Consider the following 23,680-nt stretch of genomic DNA (forward strand, 5'->3'; position numbering starts at 1 on the left):
TTTTGTTTGTTGTTCCCTTTTGATTCCCCCCCTCCCACCCCCCCCCCCCCCCCCCCCCCCCCCCCCCCCGCCCGCTCGTCCCCCCCCCCCCCCCCCCCCCCCCCCCACCATCCGGTTCAGCCCACTCGACAGGAGACTGTCGGCCAGGTGGTGCTGCCGTTCTTCTGAATCGTCACGCCGAAGTTGTTGCCGCTGCCGTTCGGCTGGGCGACGAGTTGTTGCGCACTCGGGTAGCTCGCGTTGATGTTCCAGGTGGAGAGGACCTTCTCCGGAGCCGGGATGTTCATCGTCACGGTCCACGTGTTCGAGCCGCTGACGGCGACGTTCAGGTTGTACCGGTCGGTCCAGCTCTGACCGGCCGACAACGTGGCGGTGCAGCTGCCGCCGCCCTGCGGCGGTGGCGTCGTCGTCGGGTTCGGTCCCGGCGTCGTCGGGTTGGACGTGCCGGTCGGGGCGACCGCCCGGCCGGTCGACGGGGAGATCATGCCGGCGCACAGGTTGCGGCCGGCCAGACCCTGGGCGATGCGCGGGATGGCGGCCAGGGTGTTGGCCGGCCAGTCGTGCATCAGGATGATCTGGCCGTTGGTGAGCCGGGCGTTGGCTGCCACGATGGCGTCGGTGCTGGCGTTGTTCCAGTCCTGCGAGTCGACGTCCCAGATGATCTCGGTCAGGCCGTACTTCTGCTCGACCGCGCGCAGGGTCGCGTTGGTCTCACCGTACGGCGGGCGGAACAGCTTGGGCGTGCCACCGCCGGCGTTCGCGATCGCCGTCTGCGTACGGCTGATCTCCGAGTCCATGCCGGCCTGGCTGCCCTGCGTCAGGTGGGCGTGGGTGTAGCTGTGGTTGCCGACCCACATGCCCGCGTCGACCTGGGCCCTGACCAGCCCCGGGTTCTGCGCGGCGTAGTTGCCCTGGTTGAACATGGTGGCCCGCAGCCCGTTCTGGCGCAGCGCGTTCAGCAGAGCCTGGGTGTTGCCCGACGGCCCGTCGTCGAAGGTCAGCCCGACGTAGCCGTTACAGACGGCCGCCTGGGACGGGGTGGCCGTGACAGTGGTGGCGACGAGGCCCAGGGCGGCCAGGGCGGCGACCGTCAGACCGGTCAGCGTCGCTCTCCAGCGACGTGATGTGGTTCGCATGCGGCTCGTTCCTCCTCTCGGATTCGACTGGTCCGGGTCAGCCGGCCTGGCACGAGACGCTCGGCCAGGTGGTGCTGCCGTTCTTCTGGATCGTCACGCCGAAGTTGTTGCCGTTGCCGTTCGGCTTGGCGACCAGCGTCTGGGCGGTGGGATAGCTCGCGGAGGTGTTCCACGTCGAGAGGACCTTCTGCGGTGCCACGACGTTCATCGTCACGGTCCAGTTGCTGGAGCCGCTGACCGCGACGTTGAGGTTGTAGCGGTCGGACCACGAGTCACCGGCGGTCACCGCGGCGGTGCAGCCACCACTCCCGCCGGCCGGCGGGGTCGTCGTCTGGCCCGGGTTGGGGACCGTGGTGCCGCCGCTGCTCACGGTGATGTTCGAGCTGCCGCTGCTCTGGTAGCCCTCGGTCGCGATGATCTGGTAGTCGTGCGAGCCGAGCTGCAGACCGGAGCGGGTCCAGGCGTCGAAGTGGTTGCCGGTGGTGATGGAGCCGCCGGTGCGCTTCTGCTGCCGCACACTCCAGTACTGGTAGAACGTCGCCGTGCCCTCGATCGACGGCTGGTTCACCCGCTGGGTCCGGTAGACGTCGTAGGTGCCGCCGTCCGAGGTCACCGTGCCCAGCCGGGTCGCGCCCGTGCTCGGGTTGTAGTTGCCGAAGTTCTCGACCACGTAGTACTCGACCAGCGGGTTGCGGGTCCAGCCGTAGAGCGCCAGGTAGCCGTTGCCGTTGACGTTGAACGAGCCGGAGTAGTTGATCGTGCGCCGGGCGCCGGTCGCCCAGCCCTTGCCACCGACCCAGTTGTTGACGTTGCTCCACTGGGACGTGTAGTTGCCGTCCGGCCCCAGCGTCATGGAGACGTTGCCGCTGTCCTTCCAGAACGAGAAGAAGTAGCCGTTGTGGCTGCCGGTGGTGTTCGACGTGACGGTCCGGTTGGCCTCGGCGCTGGCGTCGACCGCCATCGCGGTGCCGGCGAGGGCGATCGCCATGGCGCAGCCGACACCGAACAGCGTTCTGACCAGGCCGCGCCGGCGGCCCTTCGGTTGCACGGGAGCTACTTGCATCGCGGACGTCCTCCTCGGGGGAAGCCTGGCGGGGCGACCAGGCGGGGTTCATGTCCATCTATCGATTGACGGCTGAAGTATCGATCGACAGTCCGCGGGAAGTCAACAACTTCCGGAAACGCCCCGGAATTACGAACACGGACAAAGTGTCGTGCGTCCTACGTTCCCGCAGCTCAATGCGGTTGCCAACTGATGCAAAAAGTCGCCGACGATGAACCGCTCGACCGTTTTGTCCTTGGGGAACGATCATCCGTTGCCGAAAGTTTCGGGGATTGTCGTTGTCGCATCGGTGACTTTCGGGGACTCGGAGTGGGCCGCGTGAACCAGGGTTTTGTCGTGTCAGCTTTCTCGAGTCCGCCTGATCCCGAACGGGCCGGCTCGGTCGACGAGATCGTGCAGCGGTTGCGGCTGCTCAAGGCGTGGGCCGGGAGCCCCTCGTTCGACGCGATCACCACCCGCGTCAATGCCGCCTGGTCGCGTTCCGGGCGGGAGGCCGACCACGTCGGGCGGACCACCGTGGTCGACTGCTTCCGGCCCGGACGGCGCCGCCTGAACCCCGATCTGGTGGTCGCCGTGGTCGCGGCCCTGCACGCTGATCCCGGCTACGTCGCGCGCTGGCGGCAGGCGCTGCGGGTGGTCGGCGGTGAGCTCCAGGCCGCTGCCCAGGTACGGGTCAGCGCCGCCCTGCCGGCGGCCCTGCCGGCGTTCACCGCGCGGGAGTCCGAACTGGACCGGGTCCGGTCGGCGTTCGGCGACGGCACCCGGGTCTGCCTCATCACCGGCATGGCCGGCGCCGGGAAATCGCAACTCGCGGTCCGGGCCGGGCACCTGCTCGCCGCCGAGCACACCTTCGACCACGTGCTGTCCGTCAATCTGCGCGGCTTCCACGAGGACCCGACCCAGCCGCCGGCCGATCCGTCGGCCGTGCTCGACGGAATGCTGCAACACTCCGGGGTGCCCAGCCTGCGGATCCCGTACGGGATGACAGCGCGCGCCACCGCCCTGCGGGAGCGGCTCACCGGGCTGCGGGTGTTGCTCCTGCTCGACAACGCCGCCGACGAGCAGCAGCTGGAGCCGCTGTTGCCGGCCACGCCCGGGTCTTTCGCGCTGGTTACCAGCCGGCGCCAACTCTCCGGGGTCGCGGGGGCCACGCGCCTCGCCGTGGACGCGTTCACGCCGGCGGAAGCGCTGCGCTTCCTCGGTGCGGTGCGCCCGCGGGTTCCGCTCGGGCCGGACCCGTCGGCGCCGGCCCGGATCGCCCGGAGCTGCGGTCACCTTCCGCTCGCACTGGCCCTGATGAGCGGGCAGCTGCGGGCGACGCCCGGGTGGACGCTGACCGACCACGCCGACCGGCTCGACGAGCGCCGGCAGGAGCGGCGCCTCGACGACGCGGTCGAGCTGACCCTGCGCGTCTCCTACGACCACCTCGGTGGGTGCCGTCGGCTGCTGCGCCTGCTCGCGCTGCATCCCGGGCAGGACTTCGACGGGTACGCGGCGGCGGCGCTGGCCGGCACGGACCCGGTCACGGTGCGCGCCGAGCTCGACGACCTGTGCCGGGACCATCTGGTGCAACCGGCCGGCGAGGGACGGTACGCGTTCCACGATCTCGTACGGGCGTTCGCGGCGAACCGGGCGACCGATGAGGACGCGCCGTCGGCCCGGCGGGCGGCGCTGACCCGGTTGTTCGACCACTACCTGGCGACCGCCGCAGCCGCCGCGAACGCCTTGTCCCCCGCCGAGGCACACAGCCGCCCGCGGATCGCGGCGCCGGAGTCGGCGATGCCGGACGTGGGCGACCGGGATGCCGCCCGGGCGTGGCTGGACGCCGAGCGGCACACGCTGGTCGCCGTGGCCGCATACACGGCGGTGCAGGGCTGGCCGGGCTACACGACCGCGTTGTCCACCACACTGTTCCGCTACCTGAACGGCGGTCATCACTCCGACGCGCTGACCCTGCACGACCACGCCCGGCACGCCGCCGCGGACATCGCCGATCCCCTGGCGCAGGGGCATGCGCTGACGAACCTCGGTGCCACCTACACCCGCCTCGGCCGGTACGAGACCGCCGTTGATCTGCTCCGGCAGGCCCTCGAGCTGTTCACCCGGGCGGGCGACCCCGGCGGCCGGGCCCGGGCGGCCAACAACCTCGCCATCGTGACCGCCCGCCTCGGCCGGTACGACGAAGCGGTCACGCTCTACCAGCAGGCGATCCTGGCGTGCCGCGAGGCCGGCGACCGCACCGGGGAGGGCCGCGCCGAGGGCAACCTCGGCAACCTCGAGGCCCGGATGGGCCAGTACGCGTCCGCGATCTCCCGCCACGAGCGCGCGGTGGTCATCTTCCGCGAGACCGGGGACGCCAACGGCGAAGGGCACGGCCTGGACGACCTCGCCGAGGCCGAGATGCCGCTGGGCCGCCTCGACAGTGCCGCCGAGCACCTCCACCGGGCGCTGCAGCTGTTCCGCGGTCACGGCGACCGGCACGGCGAGGCCTGGACGCTCGACAACCTGGGCACCCTGCACGCCCATCTCGGCCGGCTCGACCGCGCGGAGGACCACCACCGGCAGGCCCTCGTCATCCACCGCGACACCGGCGAACGCGAGGGTGAGGCGTCGGCGCTGAACGGGCTCGGTGCGGCGGCGTACCTGGCGGGCGACCCGGCCGCGGCGGTGACGCACCATGCCGCGGCCCAGTCCGTCGCCGGCAGTATCGGCGACCGTTACCAGCTGGCCCGCGCCTGTGCTGGCCTGGCCCACGCGCACGAAGCGCTCGGCGCCGTGCTCACCGCCCGCGAGCACTACCGGCAGGCGATGAACCTGTACGCGGCTTTCGGCAGCCCCGAGGCCGAGCAGCTGCGCACCCGGCTGGCCGCCGTGGACCAGCGCCGCGGGCATGCGGGATCGGTCGGGATCGTGGAACGGCTGCGCTGAGCGGGCGTACCAACAACGGCAACGCGCCGCACCACCGGCGCCCGCCGATCCCGATCGAAGGGGAAATCCCATGCGCAAGACCCGAATCACCGCCGCCGCGGTCCTGGGCGCCGGCATCGCGCTCGCCGGTGCCACCGCCGCCCAGGCCGCTCCCCGGTCCGAGGCCTGCCCGTCGTACGCCTGCGGCAGTGCGACCGTCGAAGCCTGGGGCACGCGCACCATGCGCTGGAACGAGAGCGTCAAGGACACCAGCTGCGCGAGCAGCAGCCCCACCGCGATCGTCAAGATCGAGATCCGGGTGGCCGCCGGCAGCACGGTCCGCAGCGTCTGGACGACGCCGCGGCCCGACAACGCCTGCGGCGGCTCGTACGCCCAGTGGCCGGACCAGACCTACAGCGCCGCCACCGGCGAAGTCATCAGGGGTTTCTACGTCCGCATCGACAACGGGGCGAGTTCGACGCCGTACACGCGCGGCAACTACGTCGACAACCCGCACAGCTGAGCGGTCCGCCGAGTCTCCAGCCGGGCGGGTCGGGGGGTCGGCGGCGCCAGCCACCGGATGGCGTCGTCGACCCCCTGATCGATCAGCCGCTGCACGTCGATGGCGTTGTTGTCGAACACTCGGGTGCGTTCCAGGTCCACGATCCCGCGCGGCCAGCTGGGTGGTGCCCGGCAGCTCCCGCGCCCGGGGCCACTTCCGCAGCTGCCCGTCCAGCGCGTGGTCGCCGCTGTTGCCGGCGACCGGCGCGGCGCCGGGAATCGCTTCGAGCAGGCCGACCAGCAGGGCCATCGACTGGTCCAGCGGGGTCTGCGGCCCGGCGTCGCCGGCACGCCCGCGATCCGCTGACCGAAGAGCATCCCGTACCGGTACGCGGCGACGATCAGCCGCATCCGTACGCGCTGGGTCCGCCGGCCGCCCTCCGCCGCCTCGCTCATCGCCCGGGCTACGACCTCTTCGGCGTCGTCGACCAGGTGGGTCCCGGCGTGGACGGCTCCCTCGTCGGCCGGCGGGTCGCCGCGCTGACCAAGACCGGCGCCTGCGCCACGGCTGTTCTGCTGGCCGCCGCCGACCTGGTGGAGGTGCCCGCCGGGATCGGCGTGGACGCCGTGTTCGACCACCTCGGCGGCAAGAGCGTCGACCTTCGAGCCGCAGCGCAGCGCGAGCTCACCGCGCAGCTCGCCGCCCGCTGCACACTGTCCGAGGTGGCCGCGGCGGTGGCACTCTCCGAGCCCGCGAACCGCGCTGACCGTCAGGCCTCGGTGGTGGCTCCGACGGCGAACGGGTTGAAACCCCAGACCGGTGAGCCGGTGCGCGGGACGCTGAAGGCGTACCAGTCGTCGCCGAGCGCCTCGAACACGGCGTCGTTGGCGGTGTCTCCCAGCCGGGGCGACGGTCGGACGCCGGGCGTGCACCGCACCAGGCCCGCGAAGTGGGACATGCCGCTGTCCTCGGTCACGTACGTGACGCAACCACCGTGGCTCCACACGGCCGAGAAGCGGTACAGGCCATGGCTTCCGCCCAGCGGTGACGCCGCCAGCTGCGCCAGTCCCGGACGGTGCCAGGCGAACAGCACCCGGCCGGCCACGCCCGAGCAGGCCACCACCATCGTCACGACGGACACCACGGGCAGGACCAACCGGACCGGCCAGGACCGGCCGGCCAGCGACGTCAGCCAGCCCACGGCGGCCACCGTCCACAGGACCATGGCCACCCACAACCAGGTCAGGTAGCCGCCCGGTAGGACCACCGCGTACAGCAGCGCCACCGCCGCCACCAGGCAGAGGACGATCGACCACCAGGCACGGGCTCGGCTCACGCCGACACGCTACAAAGGCTGGGCCAGCGCCGCGTCGAGCAGGGGCAGCACAAGCCGGAAACAGGCACCGGAGCCGGGCGACGTCTCCAGCTCGACGTCGCCGCCGTGGGCCCGGGCGAGCGAACGCGCGATCGCCAGTCCGAGACCCGCGTTGGCGCCGCCCAGGCGGTTCCGCGAGCGGTCGGTGCGGTAGAAGCGGTCGAAGACCCGGCCGGCCTGCTCGGCCGTCATCCCCGGGCCGCGGTCGGCGATCTCCAGCACGGCGCGACCGTCGAGCGTGCCCACCCCGATGCGTACGCCGGTGCCCGCCGGGGTGTGCGCGATCGCGTTGCCGACCAGGTTGGTGACGACCTGCCGGAGCCGGGCCTCGTCGGCGTCGACCGGGGCCGGGCCGGGCGGGCCGGTCCCGCCGGGGCCGGTCAGCTCGACCGGCCGGGTCGCGTCGAGGGCGTGCAGGTCGTGCCGGGCGTCGGTGGCCAGCGTCCGCAGGTCCATCGGGGCGCGGTCGAGCTGGGCCTCGGGCGCGTCGTCCAGCTCGGCGAGCAGCAGCAGGTCCTCGGTCAGCCGGGTGAGCCGGGTCGCCTCGCTGTCGATGCGGCGCATGGCCGCGTCGACGTCGGCCGGGGCGGCCAGCGCACCCATCCGGTGCAGGTCGGTCGAGCCCTTGATGACGAACAGCGGGGTACGCAGCTCGTGGCTGACGTCCGAGACGAACGTGCGCATCCTGGCCTCGGAGGCGGCCCGGTCGGCGAAGGCCCGTTCGAGCTGGCCGAGCATCACGTTGAGCGACGCCGCGAGGTGGCCGATCTCGGTGCCCGGCGCGGCCAGGGCGGGCACCCGCCGGGACAGGTCACCGGCGGCGATCGCGGCGGCGGTGTGCTCGATGCGGCGCAGCGGACGCAGCCCCCGGCCGAGTGCGAACCAGCCCACCGCGGTCAGCGCCACCAGCAGCACGATGCCGCTGACCAGGCTGGTGGTGCGCAGCTGGGCCACGGTGGCGTCGGCCGCGGTCATCGGCGCCGCGGCGATCACCGTCCCGTTCCAGCCGGTGGTCCGGCGGGCGACAGCCCGCCAGCGGCCCGAGTCGTCGGCGGCGGGCAGGAAGACCGCGGACCCGTCGGTGGGGACAGTCCGCAGTTCCGCCGGCGGTGGCAGGGTCGCGGTGCTCAGCCGGGAGGCGTGCAGGCCGTCGGCGACCGAGCCGCCGGCGTCCAGGTAGACCAGGTAGGGCGCCCCGACCAGGTCGAGGGCCGGATCGAGCACGTCGGCCCGGGCACCCGTGGTGCCCGGATCACGCGGCCCGCTGACCGGCAGACGCGAGATCAGGGCGGTGAGCGAGCCCAGCTGGCTGTCCAGCCGGTCGACCTGGTAGTGCTCCAGGCGGTCGGAGACAACCGTGCCGACCAGGGCCAGCCCGGTCAGCAGCAGGGCCGTGGTGAGCAGCAGCAGCCGTACGCGCAGACTCACGGGCGCGGCTCCCGCATCACGTAACCCACCCCGTGCACGGTGTGGATCAGCTTCGGTTCCTCGCCGTCGACTTTGCGCCGCAGGTAGGAGATGTACGTGTCCACGATGCTGGCGTCGCCGCCGAAGTCGTAGTGCCACACCCGGTCGAGGATCTGGGCCTTGGACACCACCCGCCCGGCGTTCTCCATGAGGTGACGCAGCAGCCGGAACTCGGTCGCCGACACCCGTACCGGCCGGCCGTGCCGGGTCACCTGGTGTCCCTCCACGTCCAGCGCCAGCGTGCCGACGGTCAGGACCCCGTCGTGGTGTCCGGCGGTGCGGCGCAGGATGGCCCGGATGCGGGCGATCAGCTCCTCCAGGTCGAACGGCTTCGTCACGTAGTCGTCGGCGCCCAGCGACAGCCCGGTGACCTTGTCGGCCTGCCGGTCGCGGGCGGTGAGGAACAGCACCGGCGTACGGTGCTCGCGCAGTTGCCGGACCACTTCGAAGCCGTCCATGTCGGGCAGCATCACGTCGAGCAGCACCAGGTCGGGCGGGTCGGCGGTGGCCGAGGCGATCGCGTCGGCCGCGGTGGCCGCCGAGGTCACCCGGAAGCCCGCGAAGCGCAGTGTCGCGGCGAGCAGTTCCCGGACGGTGGCCTCGTCGTCCACCACGAGCAGCCGCTCAGCGTCTTCCCGGGCAGTCATGCCCGCCAGCCTACGGAGGTCCGGCTCCGGACGGCGTCAACCAGCAGGCTTGCGGCGAAGCCGGCGGTGGCACCGGCGCCGAGCCCGGCCGCCAGCGCACCCCACGGGCTCGCGGCCAGCCGCAGGTCGAGGACCGGGACAGCGATGATGAACGCCTGCACGCCCAGCTCCACGGACACCCGGGACAGCAGCGTCAGAACGACCAGCACGGCAGCGACCACCGGGGCGAAGCGCACGGCGAACCCGGTCGCCCGGCGCAGCGGGCCACCGGCCCGGTCTCCACCGGTACGCGCGGCGACCGCCACAGCGCAGGCGAGGAGCACAGCACCCGACAGGACCACGAGGGCACCGCGTCCGGGCGGTGACCAACCGCCGTCCACGACGCACGAGAGCATGCCGCCCGAGCTGAACGCCCAGGGCACGCCCAGCCCGAGCAGCAGCGCACCGCCCACCACGAGCGGCAGCGCGAGCACCACCCCGCCGGCCACGGCCGGACCGCCGACCGCCCACGCTCCGAACACACACACGGAAGCGACCCCGACGGCCGGCCACCGCGCGGCGCGCAGCGTTCCCCCGACAGCCGGGAACCGGACGGCCAGCCAGCACAGCCCGACCACGGCCAGCGCCCCCACCGCCGCGCCGGCCACGGTGGGTCCGACGGCCGCGGAGAAGCCGGCCTCCAAATTGTCGACGGAGGCGCCGGCGAACGGCGTACGGGTGCCCGAAGCGCACGCCCCCACTCCCCCGCCGGCCGCCCGGGCGCTGCCGGACGGCAGCGTCAGCGTTCCGCGCGCCACCGCGGCCACCGCGCCGAGACCGGCCACGAAAGCGACCGTTGCGGACGCGCCGCGGACCAGCAGCCCGGAACGGCCGCGGCCCAGCAGCAACGTCCCGAGGACGACCGCGCCCACCAGGGAGACGCCGAGCGGTAGCACCTCGATCCGGCCCCGCACCGTGATCGGCAGGCCGCCGGCCGGGGTGACCCCGACGTCGGCCGGACCGCCGGCCGCCATCGCGACGACCGCGGCGGTCAGGCGCTCGAGCCGGCCTCCTCCACCGGCGTCCAGCAGGAGCAGGCCGGCCGCCGCGGTGCCGGCCATGGCGAGCAGCGCGCCGGCCGCCGCGGCCAGCCCCCGGCCGATGTCGCGGACCGTCATCACACGTCTCGGCGCCGCAGGACCACGAAGGCGGCCACCAGCACACCGGCGACTCCCAGGCCCAGACCGGCCAGGTTCCACCACGGGTGCGGGAAGTCCGCGTCCGGGACCGTCGCGAGAGCGGCCGACCCGCCGAGCGTCGGCCAGAAGTTGAACAGGCCGCTCATCCAGGACGGGAAGATGCCGGCCAGGGCGGGCACCAGGAAGATGACGCCCACCAGGGTGGCGAGCGCGCCCGCGGTGGCCCGCATGATCGTGCCGAGCCCGACGGACAGCAGCGCGATGAGGGTGAGGTAGAGACCGCCGGCGAGCACGGCCCGCAGCACGCCGGGATCGCCGAGGCCGGCGTTCGGCACACCCTGCCGGTCGATCAGCGGCTGTCCGATCAGGAACGCGGCGACCATCAGCACCTGGCCGGCCACCACGGCGACAGCCGCGGCGATCACCACCTTGGCCGCCAGCACCCGGTGCCGCCGGGGCGTGACGGTCAGCGTCGTCCGGATCAGACCGGTGGCGAACTCCGAGGTGACGACCAGGATGCCGAGCACCCCGATGATCAGCTGGGCCACGATGTACGTGGTCAGGCTGTGCGCCGTCGGATCCCAGGCGGCCCCGGCGTCCGCGTACGCCTCCTGGACCGAGTTCGACGACAGGGCGGTGATGCCCAGCCCGACGACGAACAGGCAGGCCAGCGTGTACCAGGTGGAACGCAGGCTGCGGATCTTGATCCACTCGGCCAGCAGTGTGCGGCTCATGCGGGCACCCCCTGGTACTCGACGCTGTCCTTGGTCAGGGCCATGAAGGCGTCCTCCAGCGACGCCCGCTGCGGGGTCAGCTCACTGAGGAGCACCCCGTGGTACGCGGCCAGCTTGCCGATGTCCTCGGCGCTCATGCCGGAGACCACGAGGGTGGACTCGAGCCCTTCCCGTACGGTCGCGCCCGCAGCCGACAGCCGCAGCGCGAGGGCATCCGGATCGCTCGACCGCACCTGCACCGTGCCGCCCCCGGCGGCGTTCATGAGCTCACTCACCGAGGTGTCGGCGATGAGCCGTCCCCGGCCGACCACGACCAGATGATCCGCGGTCTGGGCCATCTCGCTCATCAGATGGCTGGAGACCAGCACGGCGCGGCCCTCCGCGGCCAGTGAGCGCATGAGTTCCCGGACCCAGCGGATGCCCTCCGGGTCCAGCCCGTTCACCGGCTCGTCGAAGATCAGCACCCGGGGGTCGCCCAGCAGGGCCGCCGCGATACCGAGCCGCTGCCGCATGCCGAGCGAGAAGTCACCGGCCCGCTTGCCCGCCGCGGCCCGCATCCCGGTCAGGTCGAGCACCTCACCGACCCGGCGCCGGGGCAGGCCGTTGCTGGCCGCCAGGGCGAGAAGATGGTCGTACGCCTTCCGCCCGCCGTGCACCGCGCCGGCGTCGAGCAGCGCGCCGACCTCGGTCAGCGGCACCGGGAAGTCGGCGTAACGGCGGCCGTGGACCGTCACCGAACCCCGGTCGGGCGCGGCCAGGCCGACGATCATGCGCATGGTGGTGGTCTTCCCGGCGCCGTTCGGGCCGAGGAAGCCGGTGACCTGCCCGGCCTCGACGGTGAAGGACAGGTCGTCCACCACGGTGTCGGGCCCGTACCTCTTGGTCAGTCCGCGTACCTCAATCATCGTCATGGCGGCGATGCTCGCCGACCCGGCTGGCCGCTTTCGCAGAGCTTCTGGGAGAACTCTGAGAGATCCGCCGGTCGGACCGGCCCCGGCGGCAGACCTCCCAGGAAACTTCCGGATCACCGACCGGGCCCTGCGGCGTGATCGTGCGGCCTGGTCGGCGGCGCCCGGATCCGGCGGACTAACCTCGCCGGTATGTCCGACTCCCGCCTGCTGCGCATCGGTACCCGGAACTCCCCGATGGCTCTGGCCCAGGCCGAACGGGTCCGCGCGATGCTGGCCGCCCGGCACCCCGAGATCACCGTGGCGGTGCAGTCGATGTCGACCAGCGGCGACCGCTGGCTCGGCGACCTGGCCGCGCTGGGCGGCAAGGGAGCCTTCACCAAGGAGGTGGACGCCGCCCTGCTCGCCGGGGACGTCGACCTGGTGGTGCACTGCGTCAAGGACGTCCCCGGCGACCGGCCCGCCCCGGCCGGCACGGTGATGGCCGCCTACCTTGCCCGCGACGACGTCCGCGACTGCCTCGTGCACCCGGAGGGGCTACGGATCGAGCAGCTGCCCGCCGGCACCCGGATCGGCACCTCCGCGGTCCGCCGGGTCGCGCAGCTGGCCCTGCACTGGCCGCACCTGGTGCCGGTGGCCATCCGCGGCAACGCGAACAGCCGGCTCGCCAAGCTCGACGCCGGCGAGAAGTACGACGCCCTGCTGCTCGCGGTGTCCGGCCTGACCCGGATCGGCCAGGCGTCCCGGATCACCCAGCCGATCGACGTGGACACGATGGTCCCGGCCGTCGGCTCCGGCACCCTGGTCCTGCAATGCCGGGAGGACGACACGGGCACCCGTGAGCTGGCGGCCGGCCTCGGCGATTCGCGGGCCCGGCAGGAGACCGTCGCGGAACGAACGATGCTGCACATCCTGCAGGGCAGCTGCCACTCCCCGATCGCCGCGCTGGCCCGCACGGAGCCGGACGGGCGCCTCGGCCTGCGGGCCAGGGTGCTCAGCCTCGACGGCAAGACCGTGCTCGACGTCCACGAATGGGCGACCGATCCGATCACCCTGGGGACCTCGGTGGCCGCGGCACTGCTTCGGCAGGGCGCCCGCGATCTCCTCGAGTTGTCCGGCCACGGCACGACGTAGACTCTTAGTGCTGTTAAGGTCACTCTGAGTTGACTTGGAAGGCCGCATGAGGTGTCGCCGGCGGGTACTCCACGGGGCTCTGCTGTTCATCCTGCTGCCGGCGCTGGCATCGTGCTCACGGGCCACTCCGCTGTGCGACTACGCAGGCGGTCTGGTAAGCGCCGGAGAACTGGCGGGAGCCGCGGACGCCTATGCCGCCGCACAGGAGGCCGACGAAGGCGACTGCAGCGAGGACGGCCTCTCCCGGGTCGGCGAGCTCCGGGCGAGCGCGGGCGCGTACGTGGCGAAGGGCCGGGTGGCCGTCCGGGCCGGGAAGACGGCAGCGGCAACGGCCTCGTTCAAGGCGGCGTTGGCCGTCGATCGCAGCGACGACGCGGCCGCACTGGAGTTGCAGCGGCTCACCCGGGCCTCGCCGGCTCCGGCGGCCCCGGTGTCCACGGTGGTGGTGGCCGGTCCGGGGACCACGCGTTCCGACGGCAGTCTGCCCTGGATCTCCTTGGTCGTAGCGCTGCTTGCCGTGCTGGCGAGTGCGATCGTCTGGCGGCGCAGCCGCGACGCGATCAAGAAGACTCAGCAGAACGCGGCGACACAGGTCGCCGAAGCCCGGACGGACTTCGACACGCGACTCGACAACCTGGAAACAGACCTCGTCGACCGGGTCACCGCGGCCGAGGGACAGGCGGCCGCGGCCGGGGGCCGGGCCGTGGACGCCGGGCGGGCGGCGGAGGCGTTTCGCGAGGACATCGCGAGCTTCGTCATGACCAGCATCCGGGCTCTGCGGGACGACGGGACGCCCCGCGTCGAGGAGCAGTACGTACCACGCTCCCGGGAGACGACATGACCGCAGAGATCTCGATCCGGCTCTACTGGCTGCCCGAGGGCGCCGCCGGGCACATCCTGTTGCACCGACGGATGCCTTCGTCGCCGGACCACGGCGTTCGCGACGAATTTTGGAAGTCCGGGCCGATGGGCGGGCTCGCGGCCGCGACCCTCGATCTCACCGCACGATCCACCGCGGACTGGCAGAAGCTGCTGTGGGGACTTCCCATGCCGAAGGTCACCATGCCCGCCACGCCGCGCCCGGTCGACCTGCACCGGCTCGATGAGAACGGGCTGCGCGAGGTGCTGGCCCGCACGAGCCCGGTATGTGATGTCGCCGGCGCGTCGGTGCAGTTCACGGCCGTGGACGGGGTCCTCGCTCCGGTCGGCGGACGCCTGGACCGCAACCGCTTCGAACCGGTCGCGCTCGGGATAGCACCGTTGCTGCGCCGGACCCTGGACGATCTGGCCCTGACCCGTGGGGCCGGGCCACCGGCTCCCACCGCCGCCGACATCCCCGCGCCCGGCCAGGAGTTGCGGGCCGGTCTCGAGTCGGCCATCCAGCTGAACGACACCCGCGGGGTGCAGATCGGGAGCCACAACGTCCAGGTCAACCGCTTCGTGGTGCGCGGCCCGGACCTCGCCATGAACTTCGACGACGTGCTCCGCAACACAGCAGTCAAGAACGCCATGAGCGCCCTGCTGGCCGATCCCGGCAACAGCGACCGGCGACAAGGCCTCGTCGGCGCCCTGCAGAATGTGGACCAGCGGTGGAGCGTACGGTCTCAGCCGCTGACATTGTCAGCCCAGAGCCGGCCGCCGGGCATCCTCGAACGCCTGTTGTCCTTCGATGTCCAAGCCGTACAGGTCGGCGACCACAACACCCAACGCAACAATTTCCACTACATCGTCACGGACAGTCCGCAGGTTTCCGCCCTGCTGCGGCACGACAACGGCCTCGCCCAGCATCTGGCCGACTACCTCTGTCCGGCCACCGGCGGCGCCGGAGCCCTGGCCACGTTCCGCCGGCACGTCGACCAGTCGGTGAACGGCTTGCCGGTCAACCTCGATCGGACCGTCGACCAGCACCTGAAGTTTCCTGCACCAGGCAACGTACTGGGCATCTTCCGCACCGACGGGGTGACTGTCGGTAACCACAACATCCATCGGAGCACCCACGAAGTCGAACTGACCGTCCGGTCCATGCAGTTGGCCGCTCCGGCCGAACTGGCCAGCACTGCTCTGGAGACGGGCAAGCTCGCGGTTCACCACCCTCAGGTCGACGGCCGAAAAGTCGCGCCGTTGCCGGCGCCACCGATACGGGGCCTCAGTATCGGCGGCCTCTAGGCGCACCGGCGCGGGCGGGGGCCTCAGGCGCCGAAGACGTTGTGCTGCTCGTTGTGATCGCCGATCTGCACCCCTTGCGCGCTGCCGATGGTGACCGCGTACCGGCTCGCTGCTCCGGCAGTCGTTTCGCCCCCACCGGGGGTCGGCTCGGCGAGCCGGTCCAGCAGGGCATAGAGAACCTCGGCCGAGGCCCGGGCGGCGAACCGCTTGTAGCGGTCGTCCTTGGCCGGGTCGGCATGGTCCATGACGCCCTTGACCACCAGCCAGCGCGGCACCTGCTGGGCCTCGGCGACCGTGGCGATGGTCGCGGCTTCCATGTCCAGCCCGGCCACCGTGCGAACCCCCATCGCCGTCAGCCGTTCCCAGGAACCACCGTCCTTGGCCACGTAGTTGCCGCTGGCCATCGGCGCCACGGCCACGGCGAACGGAAGCCGGTCCGGGCCGTCCACGTCGTCGTAACGGATGCGCTCGATGTGCGACCGTCCCGCGTCGGTCAGGGCCCATTCCGGTCCCACCCGCGTGATCAGGCCGCCGGACTCGATCGCCGCCGTGCGGGGCAGCCAGGTGCCCGGCGGGAAGTAGCGGTCGAAACCGGGGTGTCTCGTCGGCTCCAGCCCGAGGTACAACCGCTCGAGCAGCCAGTTGGCCGCCTCCCCCGCGCTCGCCGGCCCGTAGCTGGGCAGCACCGTGGGGTCGAGGTCCTGCGCCACCCTGATCCACCGGCCGTCCAGTTGATACTGGCGGTGGTCACCGACGAACCCGGCCGCGGTCAGCTTGCCCTCGTCGTACTGGTACGTCATCTCGGCGACGACCACGTCGCCGAGGGCCACCTCAGCCGGGTTTCCCGCGCACACGCCGGACATCGCCAGGCAACCGGGCTTCAGCCGGGCCGAGAGGGTGGTGGCCAGCGGGCTCGCATGCCGGCCGCTCATGCGAGTGGGGCGGGCCAGCGCGACGGACAACCGGCGGCCGTCGGTGCACTCGTATTCACCGCGAAGGTACGGGCAGGCGGCGTCGGAATCATCCGAGATCCATTCACGAATCCCGGCCCTGGCCGCCTCGAACTCCGCTTTGATCGCGGTGACGATCAGAACATCGACCGGGTCCATGCCACCTCCGGTGTCACCGGGCAACCGCCGAGACTGACTTTATCGGACCCACCGGCTCAATTCGCGGTCATTCACCGCCGATGCGGCGACGGCGGGTCTGAGTGCTCGCCGCAGCGCGACCGCGCCGATGACGGTGGCGAGCAGACCGGCGACCGTGTCGGCCAGCACGTAGTACTGGACGTTCTTCGTCACGCCGTCGATCGCCTCGATCAGCAGGGCCACGCCGGCCAGGCCGCCCAGCACGGCCGTCGTCAGACCGGTGGCTCTGCGGGCCGGCGTCCACGAAGGTGCACCGAGCACACTGGTACGCCGCAGCGCGAGCAACGCGATGATCAATGCCACGCCGACGCCGCCGATGAACAGGTACGGGAGGTCGTAGCCGGGCACCAGGCTGACGTCCTCCCGGTAGTAGCCGGCGCAGTCCAAAGAATCCCGCAGTGCCTGCAGGGGTGCGCACATCGGTTCGCCGCCGAACCGGTCCGTCGCGATGAGCAGCCGGGTCCAGGGCCAGCTCAGCAGCCAGGTCAGGGCGCCGCTGAGGCCGTACCAGATCAGGGTGATGCCGGTGAGCGCCCACGCCGCCGTCGCCAGCCGGCGCAGGGACACGCGGACGGTGCCGGTGCTCGCCGGCACGCGGCGGGCGACGGTGGCCGCCGCGCCGAAGCGGCCGACGGCCTCGCGTTCGGCGGTCTCGGCGTCCAGGCCGCGGGCCCGGCCCTCGGCGGCCGCCTCGGTGAGGTGTTCCTCGGCCTCGATCAGCAGTCGCCGGCCGGCCGCGCCGGTGCCGGCCAGCAGGTCGAACATCTCGTCGAGGTAGTGGTCGACGGGCCCCTCGCCGCGCGGAGCCGCGGCGGTCATGCGACGCCCCCGGCGGTCATCGGGCCGATGATCGCCTGAACGCCGACGACGAAGCCGCGCCATTCCTTCTTCTTGGCGGCCCGGGCGCGGTGACCCTCGTCGGTCAGCCGGTAGACCCGGCGCCGGCGGGGCGCTGTCTCGTCCCAGTGGCTGGCCACCAGGCCGGCGCGTTCCAGGCGTTGCAGGGCCGGGTAGACCGTGCCCTCCGGCAGGTCGAACGTGCCTTGCGAGCGATCGCGCAGAGCGGTGATCACGGCGTATCCGTGCACCGGGCCGGCGTCGTCCAGCACGGACAGCAGAAGCAGATCGAGGTGACCACGGATGTCCATGCCCAGGCACAGTAGGCATAGGCAATCTAGGTGTCAACAAGCGGCCATCCGCCTCGACGATGGTTGCCGCAGCGTGGTTCTCTGGTAGCGGAACGTCGTTGCGCGACGGAGGTGGCGGATGCCGGTGCAGGAGCGAGGGACCCCGGTCGTCGTGGGGCTGCTCGTGCTGGCGGCGCTCTTCCTGTCCATGATCGTCACGCCGTTCGTGTCGGTCGTCGCGGGCATCTGGCTGCTGGTGTGGTGGTGCCGCCGCCAGGTGCGGCTTGCCGCGGGGCCGGACGGTGTCCGCACCGGCCTGCGGTACCACCTGTGCGCCGTCGGGATCCTCTATCTGGTGCCGATCGGCATCGCCGCGACGTTCTACTGTCTCCTGGCGGCTTACCTGCAGCTGTTCGGTGACTCCATCGGCGCCGACCGGCTCGGTGCGATGCAGCGGACTTTCGAGGCCGTGTCCGGGTTCTTCGCCGACCGTCTCAAGCTCAGTGAACTCGCCGTCTTCGCGGTCCTGGCCGCCGTGTACCTGCTCACCTGCCTGCTGCTCGGCCGGCAGCCGGAAGAGCCGGACGCCGGCCGCGGGTGGCGGTGGCGGGTCGCCTCCGCGGCGCAGCGGAGCACCGCGTTCTACACCCGGTTCAGCGGGCCGGCGGCGGCCGGGCTCGCCACCCTGGCCGCGTTCACCATGTTCGGCATGCACCTCGGCGTGCCCTCCGAGGACCTGCGCCTGCGGCTCAAGGTCGCGCAGCGCGGCTACGCCGAGGTGACCCGGCAGATCGAGGCCGATCTCAACCAGCGGGTCGCCGACAAGCTGTGGGACAAGGTGTACGGGTCGCTGCCCCAGACCTACCGGAACACTCTGAGCCAGGAGGCCGCGATCGGCGACCTGCTGGACAAGGTCCGGGCCGCCGCCGAGCAGGCCCGCACCACCCACGGTGTCAGCGTCGCCGCCCTCGATCGGATGGTCGCCGACGAGACGGCCCGGCGCAACCGGATCTGGATCATTCCGGCCGAGGTCCGACTGCCGGCGCAGGGCCGCACGGAACTGCCGAAGTCGGTCACCCCGGAGCAGGTCGCGACCGCCCGCGCCGCCGTCGGCGAATCCCCGCAGCCGGGCATCGACCTGGTCGTCGACGGCCGCCGGACCGTCACCCTGCAACTGGAGAAGGTGGTCAGCGAGCGGATCGTCGCGCTCCTCAAGCCGTTCACCGAGGCGATGCCGATCCTCGATCCGCTGGTCCAGGCGTTCGCCGAGGTCGCCGACACGACCCTGCAGGAACGGCTGGGTGCGGCATACGACCGGCTGGTGGACGCCGCCCTGTCGGGGCGCGCCCGGACCGGGCCCGGCGGAAGCGGGCCCGGTCAGCCGGACGTGGCCGAGGAGGCCCGGGTCATCGTCGAGCAGACCGACGTGACCCGGGCGGTCGAGCGGGCCGTGCCGGACGCCGAACGGGCCGCCACGACCCGCAGAATGCTGATGGAGTCGTTGTCGGCCGGCAGCGCCACGATCGACCGTACGGTGGCCGAGACGCTGGCCCGCCGCACGCCGCCGCGGTCCCGCCCCGGCAAGCCCGGCGACCTGAAGCTGCTGCCGCTCAAGCCGTTGCCGCCGCTGCCCAGGCTGAACCTGCCGGCGCCGCCACCGCGGATCTACGACTACGGCGGGCCGGGATACCGCCCGGGACCCGGTTACCGCCCACCACCGCGGTACCTGCCGCCGCCCCGTCCCCCGGTCCGCCCGCCGGTCCGGATCATCCCGTTCTTCTGACCGCGGTCCGGGCGCTGAGTCGCGCGAGCCACCCACGACAGGGCATAGTGGCCCGCGGCGTCATCGACCGGTGTCGCTTGCCGTGAAGAAGGTGGTTCGACGTGACGAGCTCACGGGCCCGGCTGATCCGTGCCGCGGCGCCGGTTGCGCTGGCCGGAGCGATGCTCGCGGGGTACGCGGTGCCCGCGGCGGCCGCCCCTCCGGCCATCCGCATCCTGAGCGTGTCGTCGGAGAGCGTGCCGTCCGGCGGGACGGTGCACGTGCGGTTCCAGGCGACGAACAACAACCAGCGGAGCGAGAAGGTCTTCGTGGCCGTCTCCGGTGGCCTGCGCTGCACCGCCGGATGTGCCGCGGCCCCGGACCTCGGACCCCGGCAGAGCCGGACCTTCGACGCCACGGTCGTCGCCCCGAAGGTGGGCCCCGGCGAGGAGAGCGGGCGCAACCTCGCGGTCAGCGTACGGATCGGCACGCAGACCGCCTTCGACCACCAGATGATCATCGTGCGGGGCGGGAACACGCCGTCGTCGGCGGCGGCGGTGAGCAAGGTCTCCGGCCGGGTCCGCGACGCCGACGGCCAGGCGCTCAGGGACGCGAGCCTGACCGTCCGGGACAGCGCCGGGCACGAGTACCGGACGACCAGCGACGGAAAGGGCCGGTTCTCGATCAAGGCGAGCGACAGCAGGCCGATCGCCGCCGGCCCCATCACGGTCGTCGCGGGCAAGGACGGCTACCGCACCGCTCGCGCGACCGTGCAGGGCACCGCCCGCGGCGCGACCGTACGGCTGGTCCTGACCGCTCTGCCCACCCCCACCAAGACCTCGCCGTCGCCCACCGCCGCGGAGAGCACTCCCGCGGCAGCCGGGAAGCCCGCGCCGAAGGCCAGCCTGGCCGGGGTGGTGCCGCCGGCCACCAAGGCCGCCGGCGACGACGGCAGTGGTTCGCTGATGTTCACCCTGCTGGGCGGGCTCCTGGTGGCCGGGGGCCTGGGCATGCTCGTGCTGATGCTGATCCGCCGCAGGAAGCGCCCCACTGAACCGGACCTGCAGTCGACCCAGGTCATGGCGGCGCCGGTCGGTGGCGGCATGGCCGACGCGCCGACCGCGGTGCTGCGCGCCGTGCCGCCGAACAATCCGTACGGCGGACGGACGCGGTAGCGGCTCTTCGACGGGTCAGGAGAGCTGGTACGTCGACACCGGCGTGCCCAGCTCCACGGTGCGGGTGACGGTGCACAGCCGGTCGTGCGACTGCTGAATCAGGCGCGGCACGATCTTCCGCGCCTGGTCCCCGTCCGTCCCCGGCGGGAACTCGATGTCGAACTCGACCTCCAGGTTCTCCATCCGGTTGGCGCCGCCCTCGTCGCGTACCTTGTCGCCGCGCACCCGGACCACGAACCGGGCCGGCTCGGCCCGGCGGCTCGCGACGAGGTCGACGTCGATCGCGGTGCACCCGCCCAGCGCCGCGAGCAGCAACTCCACCGGCGTGAACCGGTCGTCGTCCCCCGTACCCAGTTCGATGACCCCGCCCCGCACGTTGCGCACGTCGTACGCGCCGGCCCGGGTCCGCTCGATCTCCACCGATCGCAGGCTTTCAGCTGTCATGCCGAGCGACGCTACCCGCCCGGGCTTTCCGCGGGGGTGTCGTTGTCGCGGCGATCGCCAGGGCGACGAGGACGCCGAGCAGGACCGGCCACCACCCCCACCAGGACGCGTTGCCGACCGGCTCGCCCGGTTCGGCCGCGGCGACCGGCGCGACCCGCGCCGGGGCCGTCTGGGCGGCCTTGGCCCGCACCTCCACGGTCGCCTTGCCGGCGTGCGGTTTCGGCGCGCTGACCGTCACCTGCCATTTGCCGGGGGGTCAGGATCGGGCCGCTGGAGTAGAAGCCCTGCTCCTCGCCGGCCGGTTCGAGCTGCACCGGCCCGACCGTCCGCCCGCCCGCGGCGGTGGCGGCGAGGACCAGCCGGACCAGCGTGTCCAGCCGGTGCCCGTCGCCGTGGCGGGCCTGCACGGTGATGCCGGTGGCGCCGTCGCCGGCGACCTCCAGTTTGAGTTTTCCGGTGTGCCCCCACGCCGGGCCGGCCGCCGGCAGGAGTGCCAGCAGCAGACCGGCGAGGACCGCGGCCACTCCACGGGTACGACGCATCAAGCTGTTCCTTCCTGCGCGGCGAACGGCGTCAGAGTGGGCGGTCCGGGGAGATCCGGGTGGGGTCCGCGGCGAGCCGGCCGGCCCCGGTGACCGGCTTGCCGTCGTTGGCCCGTACCTGGTGGAGAGCCGCCCGGCCGCCTTGAACCGGTCCTGGGCCAGTGGCGACCCCCCGCCCGACGCGAACCGCTGCCAGGTCACCGCGCCGTCGGGTCCGGCTGTGCCCGTCACCGCCGCCTCGACGCGGGTCGTCCGGGTGGTCCGGGCCGAGGACGACGCGGCGTACACCTGGATCGCGACCTTCGAGGCGGCTCAGCCGGGCACCTACGGTCTCCGGTGCACTCCGGACCCCGAGGCGCGCGGTAGGCCGCGCGACAATCTCAGCCGGCCGGTCCCGGCCTCATGCGGTGGAGGTCAACCACGCCCGGTAACGGAATTGCTTTCGAGCTCCCACATTTCCTGGTTCCCACATTCGGCCGTGATCTCGGCTGTTGCCCGGGCCGCGGTAACGAAGTCATCGACCACCGGCGAGGTCCGCGATTCCGCCACCGCGAGGCACACCTGGTCGGGCGCCAGATCCGGGATGGGGACGAAGCTGACTTCCGGGTGTGAGTAGAAAACTGTCGCCGAACGGGCCAGAAACGAGACACCCCGGCCGGCCGCGACATGCTCGAGCGTCTCGTCCACCCCGCGCACCAGGTAGCCGGCGTTGGGGTGGACGCGCCTGGTGGGCTGCGTGCCCGGATCCGCGGGCCAGAGCAGCGGCTCGCCGGCCAGGTCGGCCTCGGTGATCTGCTCCTTGCCGGCGAGCGGGTGGCCGGCGGGCAGCACCGCCACCCGGGGCTCGGCGTACAGCGGGGTGACGCGCAGGCCGGCCTCGTCGACGGGCAGCCGCACGTAGGCGACGTCGATGCGGCCGTCGAGCAGCAGCGCGGCCTGGTCGTCGGCCTCGATGCGCTGCACGTCCACCACGACGTCCGGATGCCGGGTGGCGAATTCCCGGATCGCGGGGGTGACCGCGATTCCCGCCCGGAAGCCCACCATGAGCCGCCGGCTGCCGCGCGCGGCCACGGTCACCCGGCGGCGGACCGCGTGCGCGGAGGCCAGCAGCGGGCCGGCGTCGACCAGCAACTGCCGGCCGGCGTCGGTCAGCGCCACGCCGTGGCTGTCCCTGGTCAGCAGCGGGGTGCCGAGATCGTGCTCCAGCGCGCGGATCTGCCGGCTGAGCACCGGCTGCGCGATGTGCAGCTCCTCGGCGGCCCGGCCGAAGTGCAGCTTGTCGGCAACGGCGACGAAGTAGCGCACCTTGCGCAGGTCCAGATCCATGGAGCCTCCCGGTCCGGCGATGCCTTGAGGGTATCGCAACGACCGAAAGAGGTCTTGGACAACGAACTCAGGCCGATGGCACGCTCAAAAGGACCTGATGGGCCGGAGCAAATTCGGTATCAGCAACAAATCGGCACGACAGGGGAATGGAGTCATCGTGGGAAAGCTCGATGGCAAGGTTGCGGTAATCACCGGCGCGACAAGTGGGATGGCGCTGGCCGGTGCCAAGTTGTTCGTTGACGAAGGAGCGCACGTCTTCATTTCCGGCCGGCGCAAGGACGCGCTGGACGAGGCGGTCGAACTGATCGGCCGGAATGTGACCGGCGTGCAAGCCGATTCGGCCGACCTGAACGATCTGGACCGTTTGTTCGAGACGGTCAGGCAGGAAAAGGGCACGGTCGACGTGTTGTGGGCAAGTGCCGGGACGGGCGAGCAGGCCCGGCTCGGCGAGATCACCGAGAAGCAGTTCGATGCCGCCTTCTCGCTGAACGCGCGCGGCACGCTGTTCACCGTTCAGAAGGCGCTGCCGCTGTTCAACGACGGCGGCTCGATCTTCATGACCGGGTCGAACGCGTCGCTGCGGGGCTACCCCAACTGGGGTGTGTACGCGGCGAGCAAAGCCGTGTTGCCCGCGTACGCCCGGGTGTGGGTGTCGGAGTTGCGGGACCGGAAGATCCGGGTCAACGTGCTGACCCCCGGCCAGGTCGCCACGCCGGTTCTGGCCGAAGTCATGGACGAGCAGATGAAGGCGCAGTTCGAATCCGTGATCCCGCGGCGGGAGATGGGCCGGCCCGAGGAGATCGCGTCGGCCGCGTTGTTCCTCGCCTCGGACGACTCGAGCTACGTCAACGGCATGGAACTGGTGGTCGACGGCGGCACCACGGTGATCTGAGCGCGTCCCCCACGACCAACGATCCATGGACAGATGAAGGAAGACAC

23 protein-coding genes are annotated in these 23,680 nt (G+C 72.1%); 8 read left to right on the forward strand and 15 right to left on the reverse strand.

Features of this window, described 5'->3' with window-relative positions; all coding sequences use genetic code 11:
• Window positions 1–116 precede the first annotated feature (116 nt).
• Both ACZ6S4_RS16060 and ACZ6S4_RS16065 read right to left on the reverse strand, forming a co-directional pair.
• Entirely contained in the window at window positions 117–1,136 is a 1,020-nt protein-coding gene (locus tag ACZ6S4_RS16060) for a polysaccharide deacetylase family protein (protein WP_465475663.1), read from the reverse strand.
• 37 nt (window positions 1,137–1,173) lie between these two features.
• Complete coding sequence (locus ACZ6S4_RS16065) at window positions 1,174–2,199, reverse strand: glycoside hydrolase family 11 protein (protein WP_465475664.1); 1,026 nt, start codon at window positions 2,197–2,199, stop codon at window positions 1,174–1,176.
• 336 nt (window positions 2,200–2,535) lie between these two features.
• Between ACZ6S4_RS16065 and ACZ6S4_RS16070 the strand changes: the two genes are divergently transcribed.
• Together ACZ6S4_RS16070 and ACZ6S4_RS16075 are read left to right on the forward strand one after the other, a co-directional pair.
• Window positions 2,536–5,127 carry a tetratricopeptide repeat protein gene (locus ACZ6S4_RS16070; RefSeq protein ID WP_465475665.1) on the forward strand — a complete coding sequence of 864 codons (2,592 nt, stop codon included), beginning with the start codon at window positions 2,536–2,538 and terminating at the stop codon, window positions 5,125–5,127.
• A 70-nt stretch (window positions 5,128–5,197) separates the two neighbouring features.
• The gene (locus ACZ6S4_RS16075; RefSeq protein ID WP_465475666.1) at window positions 5,198–5,629 is read left to right on the forward strand and encodes a hypothetical protein; all 432 of its coding nucleotides are present in this window, start codon (window positions 5,198–5,200) and stop codon (window positions 5,627–5,629) included.
• Here ACZ6S4_RS16075 and ACZ6S4_RS16080 read toward each other — a convergent pair.
• From ACZ6S4_RS16080 to ACZ6S4_RS16110, 7 genes are all read right to left on the reverse strand, one after another.
• Window positions 5,605–6,246 (reverse strand): hypothetical protein, encoded by a 642-nt coding sequence (locus ACZ6S4_RS16080; RefSeq protein ID WP_465475667.1) that lies wholly within the window; start codon window positions 6,244–6,246, stop codon window positions 5,605–5,607. The genes ACZ6S4_RS16075 and ACZ6S4_RS16080 overlap by 25 nt on opposite strands.
• A 131-nt stretch (window positions 6,247–6,377) precedes the next feature.
• The gene (locus ACZ6S4_RS16085; protein WP_465475668.1) at window positions 6,378–6,944 is read right to left on the reverse strand and encodes a hypothetical protein; all 567 of its coding nucleotides are present in this window, start codon (window positions 6,942–6,944) and stop codon (window positions 6,378–6,380) included.
• 9 nt (window positions 6,945–6,953) lie between these two features.
• Window positions 6,954–8,411, reverse strand: a complete 1,458-nt coding sequence (locus tag ACZ6S4_RS16090; RefSeq protein ID WP_465475669.1) for a sensor histidine kinase — start codon at window positions 8,409–8,411, stop codon at window positions 6,954–6,956.
• On the reverse strand, window positions 8,408–9,097 hold the full coding sequence (locus ACZ6S4_RS16095) for a response regulator transcription factor (RefSeq protein WP_465475670.1): 690 nt from the start codon (window positions 9,095–9,097) through the stop codon (window positions 8,408–8,410). The genes ACZ6S4_RS16090 and ACZ6S4_RS16095 overlap by 4 nt, the downstream gene beginning before the upstream one ends.
• Complete coding sequence (locus ACZ6S4_RS16100; protein ID WP_465475671.1) at window positions 9,094–10,254, reverse strand: streptophobe family protein; 1,161 nt, start codon at window positions 10,252–10,254, stop codon at window positions 9,094–9,096. Before ACZ6S4_RS16100 ends, ACZ6S4_RS16095 begins: the two co-directional genes overlap by 4 nt.
• A complete protein-coding gene (locus ACZ6S4_RS16105) occupies window positions 10,254–11,009 on the reverse strand; it encodes an ABC transporter permease (protein ID WP_465475672.1) in 756 nt (251 codons plus the stop codon). The genes ACZ6S4_RS16100 and ACZ6S4_RS16105 overlap by 1 nt, the downstream gene beginning before the upstream one ends.
• The gene (locus tag ACZ6S4_RS16110; RefSeq protein ID WP_465475756.1) at window positions 11,006–11,914 is read right to left on the reverse strand and encodes an ABC transporter ATP-binding protein; all 909 of its coding nucleotides are present in this window, start codon (window positions 11,912–11,914) and stop codon (window positions 11,006–11,008) included. The genes ACZ6S4_RS16105 and ACZ6S4_RS16110 overlap by 4 nt, the downstream gene beginning before the upstream one ends.
• 195 nt (window positions 11,915–12,109) lie before the next feature.
• On the opposite strand from ACZ6S4_RS16110, the gene hemC reads away from it, so the two are divergent.
• From hemC to ACZ6S4_RS16125, 3 genes are read left to right on the forward strand one after another with little or no spacing between them, the layout of a single operon-like run.
• Complete coding sequence (hemC, locus tag ACZ6S4_RS16115) at window positions 12,110–13,051, forward strand: hydroxymethylbilane synthase (RefSeq protein WP_465475673.1); 942 nt, start codon at window positions 12,110–12,112, stop codon at window positions 13,049–13,051.
• A gap of 46 nt (window positions 13,052–13,097) precedes the next feature.
• A complete protein-coding gene (locus ACZ6S4_RS16120; protein ID WP_465475674.1) occupies window positions 13,098–13,892 on the forward strand; it encodes a hypothetical protein in 795 nt (264 codons plus the stop codon).
• Window positions 13,889–15,217 (forward strand): hypothetical protein, encoded by a 1,329-nt coding sequence (locus ACZ6S4_RS16125; RefSeq protein WP_465475675.1) that lies wholly within the window; start codon window positions 13,889–13,891, stop codon window positions 15,215–15,217. Before ACZ6S4_RS16120 ends, ACZ6S4_RS16125 begins: the two co-directional genes overlap by 4 nt.
• Window positions 15,218–15,240: 23 nt before the next feature.
• Here ACZ6S4_RS16125 and ACZ6S4_RS16130 read toward each other — a convergent pair whose 3' ends face one another.
• The 3 genes from ACZ6S4_RS16130 to ACZ6S4_RS16140 are packed head-to-tail and all read right to left on the reverse strand — an operon-like array spanning window position 15,241 to window position 17,513.
• Entirely contained in the window at window positions 15,241–16,326 is a 1,086-nt protein-coding gene (locus ACZ6S4_RS16130) for a 5'-methylthioadenosine/S-adenosylhomocysteine nucleosidase family protein (RefSeq protein ID WP_465475676.1), read from the reverse strand.
• A 39-nt stretch (window positions 16,327–16,365) separates the two neighbouring features.
• Window positions 16,366–17,184, reverse strand: a complete 819-nt coding sequence (locus ACZ6S4_RS16135; protein ID WP_465475677.1) for a hypothetical protein — start codon at window positions 17,182–17,184, stop codon at window positions 16,366–16,368.
• A complete protein-coding gene (locus ACZ6S4_RS16140; RefSeq protein ID WP_465475678.1) occupies window positions 17,181–17,513 on the reverse strand; it encodes a PadR family transcriptional regulator in 333 nt (110 codons plus the stop codon). Before ACZ6S4_RS16140 ends, ACZ6S4_RS16135 begins: the two co-directional genes overlap by 4 nt.
• A gap of 118 nt (window positions 17,514–17,631) precedes the next feature.
• Between ACZ6S4_RS16140 and ACZ6S4_RS16145 the strand changes: the two genes are divergently transcribed.
• The gene (locus tag ACZ6S4_RS16145) at window positions 17,632–19,275 is read left to right on the forward strand and encodes a hypothetical protein (RefSeq protein ID WP_465475679.1); all 1,644 of its coding nucleotides are present in this window, start codon (window positions 17,632–17,634) and stop codon (window positions 19,273–19,275) included.
• A gap of 101 nt (window positions 19,276–19,376) precedes the next feature.
• Window positions 19,377–20,429 carry a carboxypeptidase-like regulatory domain-containing protein gene (locus ACZ6S4_RS16150; protein ID WP_465475680.1) on the forward strand — a complete coding sequence of 351 codons (1,053 nt, stop codon included), beginning with the start codon at window positions 19,377–19,379 and terminating at the stop codon, window positions 20,427–20,429.
• Window positions 20,430–20,444: 15 nt separating this feature from the next.
• Here the strand turns inward: ACZ6S4_RS16150 and ACZ6S4_RS16155 are convergent, their stop codons facing one another.
• The 3 genes from ACZ6S4_RS16155 to ACZ6S4_RS16165 form a co-directional block, all read right to left on the reverse strand.
• Window positions 20,445–20,873 carry an OsmC family protein gene (locus ACZ6S4_RS16155; protein WP_465475681.1) on the reverse strand — a complete coding sequence of 143 codons (429 nt, stop codon included), beginning with the start codon at window positions 20,871–20,873 and terminating at the stop codon, window positions 20,445–20,447.
• 11 nt (window positions 20,874–20,884) lie between these two features.
• Window positions 20,885–21,415 carry a hypothetical protein gene (locus ACZ6S4_RS16160; RefSeq protein ID WP_465475682.1) on the reverse strand — a complete coding sequence of 177 codons (531 nt, stop codon included), beginning with the start codon at window positions 21,413–21,415 and terminating at the stop codon, window positions 20,885–20,887.
• Between the two features lie 414 nt (window positions 21,416–21,829).
• A complete protein-coding gene (locus tag ACZ6S4_RS16165) occupies window positions 21,830–22,741 on the reverse strand; it encodes a LysR family transcriptional regulator (RefSeq protein ID WP_465475683.1) in 912 nt (303 codons plus the stop codon).
• A 157-nt stretch (window positions 22,742–22,898) separates the two neighbouring features.
• On the opposite strand from ACZ6S4_RS16165, the gene ACZ6S4_RS16170 reads away from it, so the two are divergent.
• Window positions 22,899–23,633, forward strand: coding sequence for an SDR family NAD(P)-dependent oxidoreductase (locus ACZ6S4_RS16170; RefSeq protein WP_465475684.1), 735 nt, complete (start codon window positions 22,899–22,901; stop codon window positions 23,631–23,633).
• The last annotated feature ends 47 nt before the right edge of the window (window positions 23,634–23,680 follow it).

The sequence above is a fragment of the Actinoplanes sp. NPDC051405 genome (assembly GCF_055586185.1).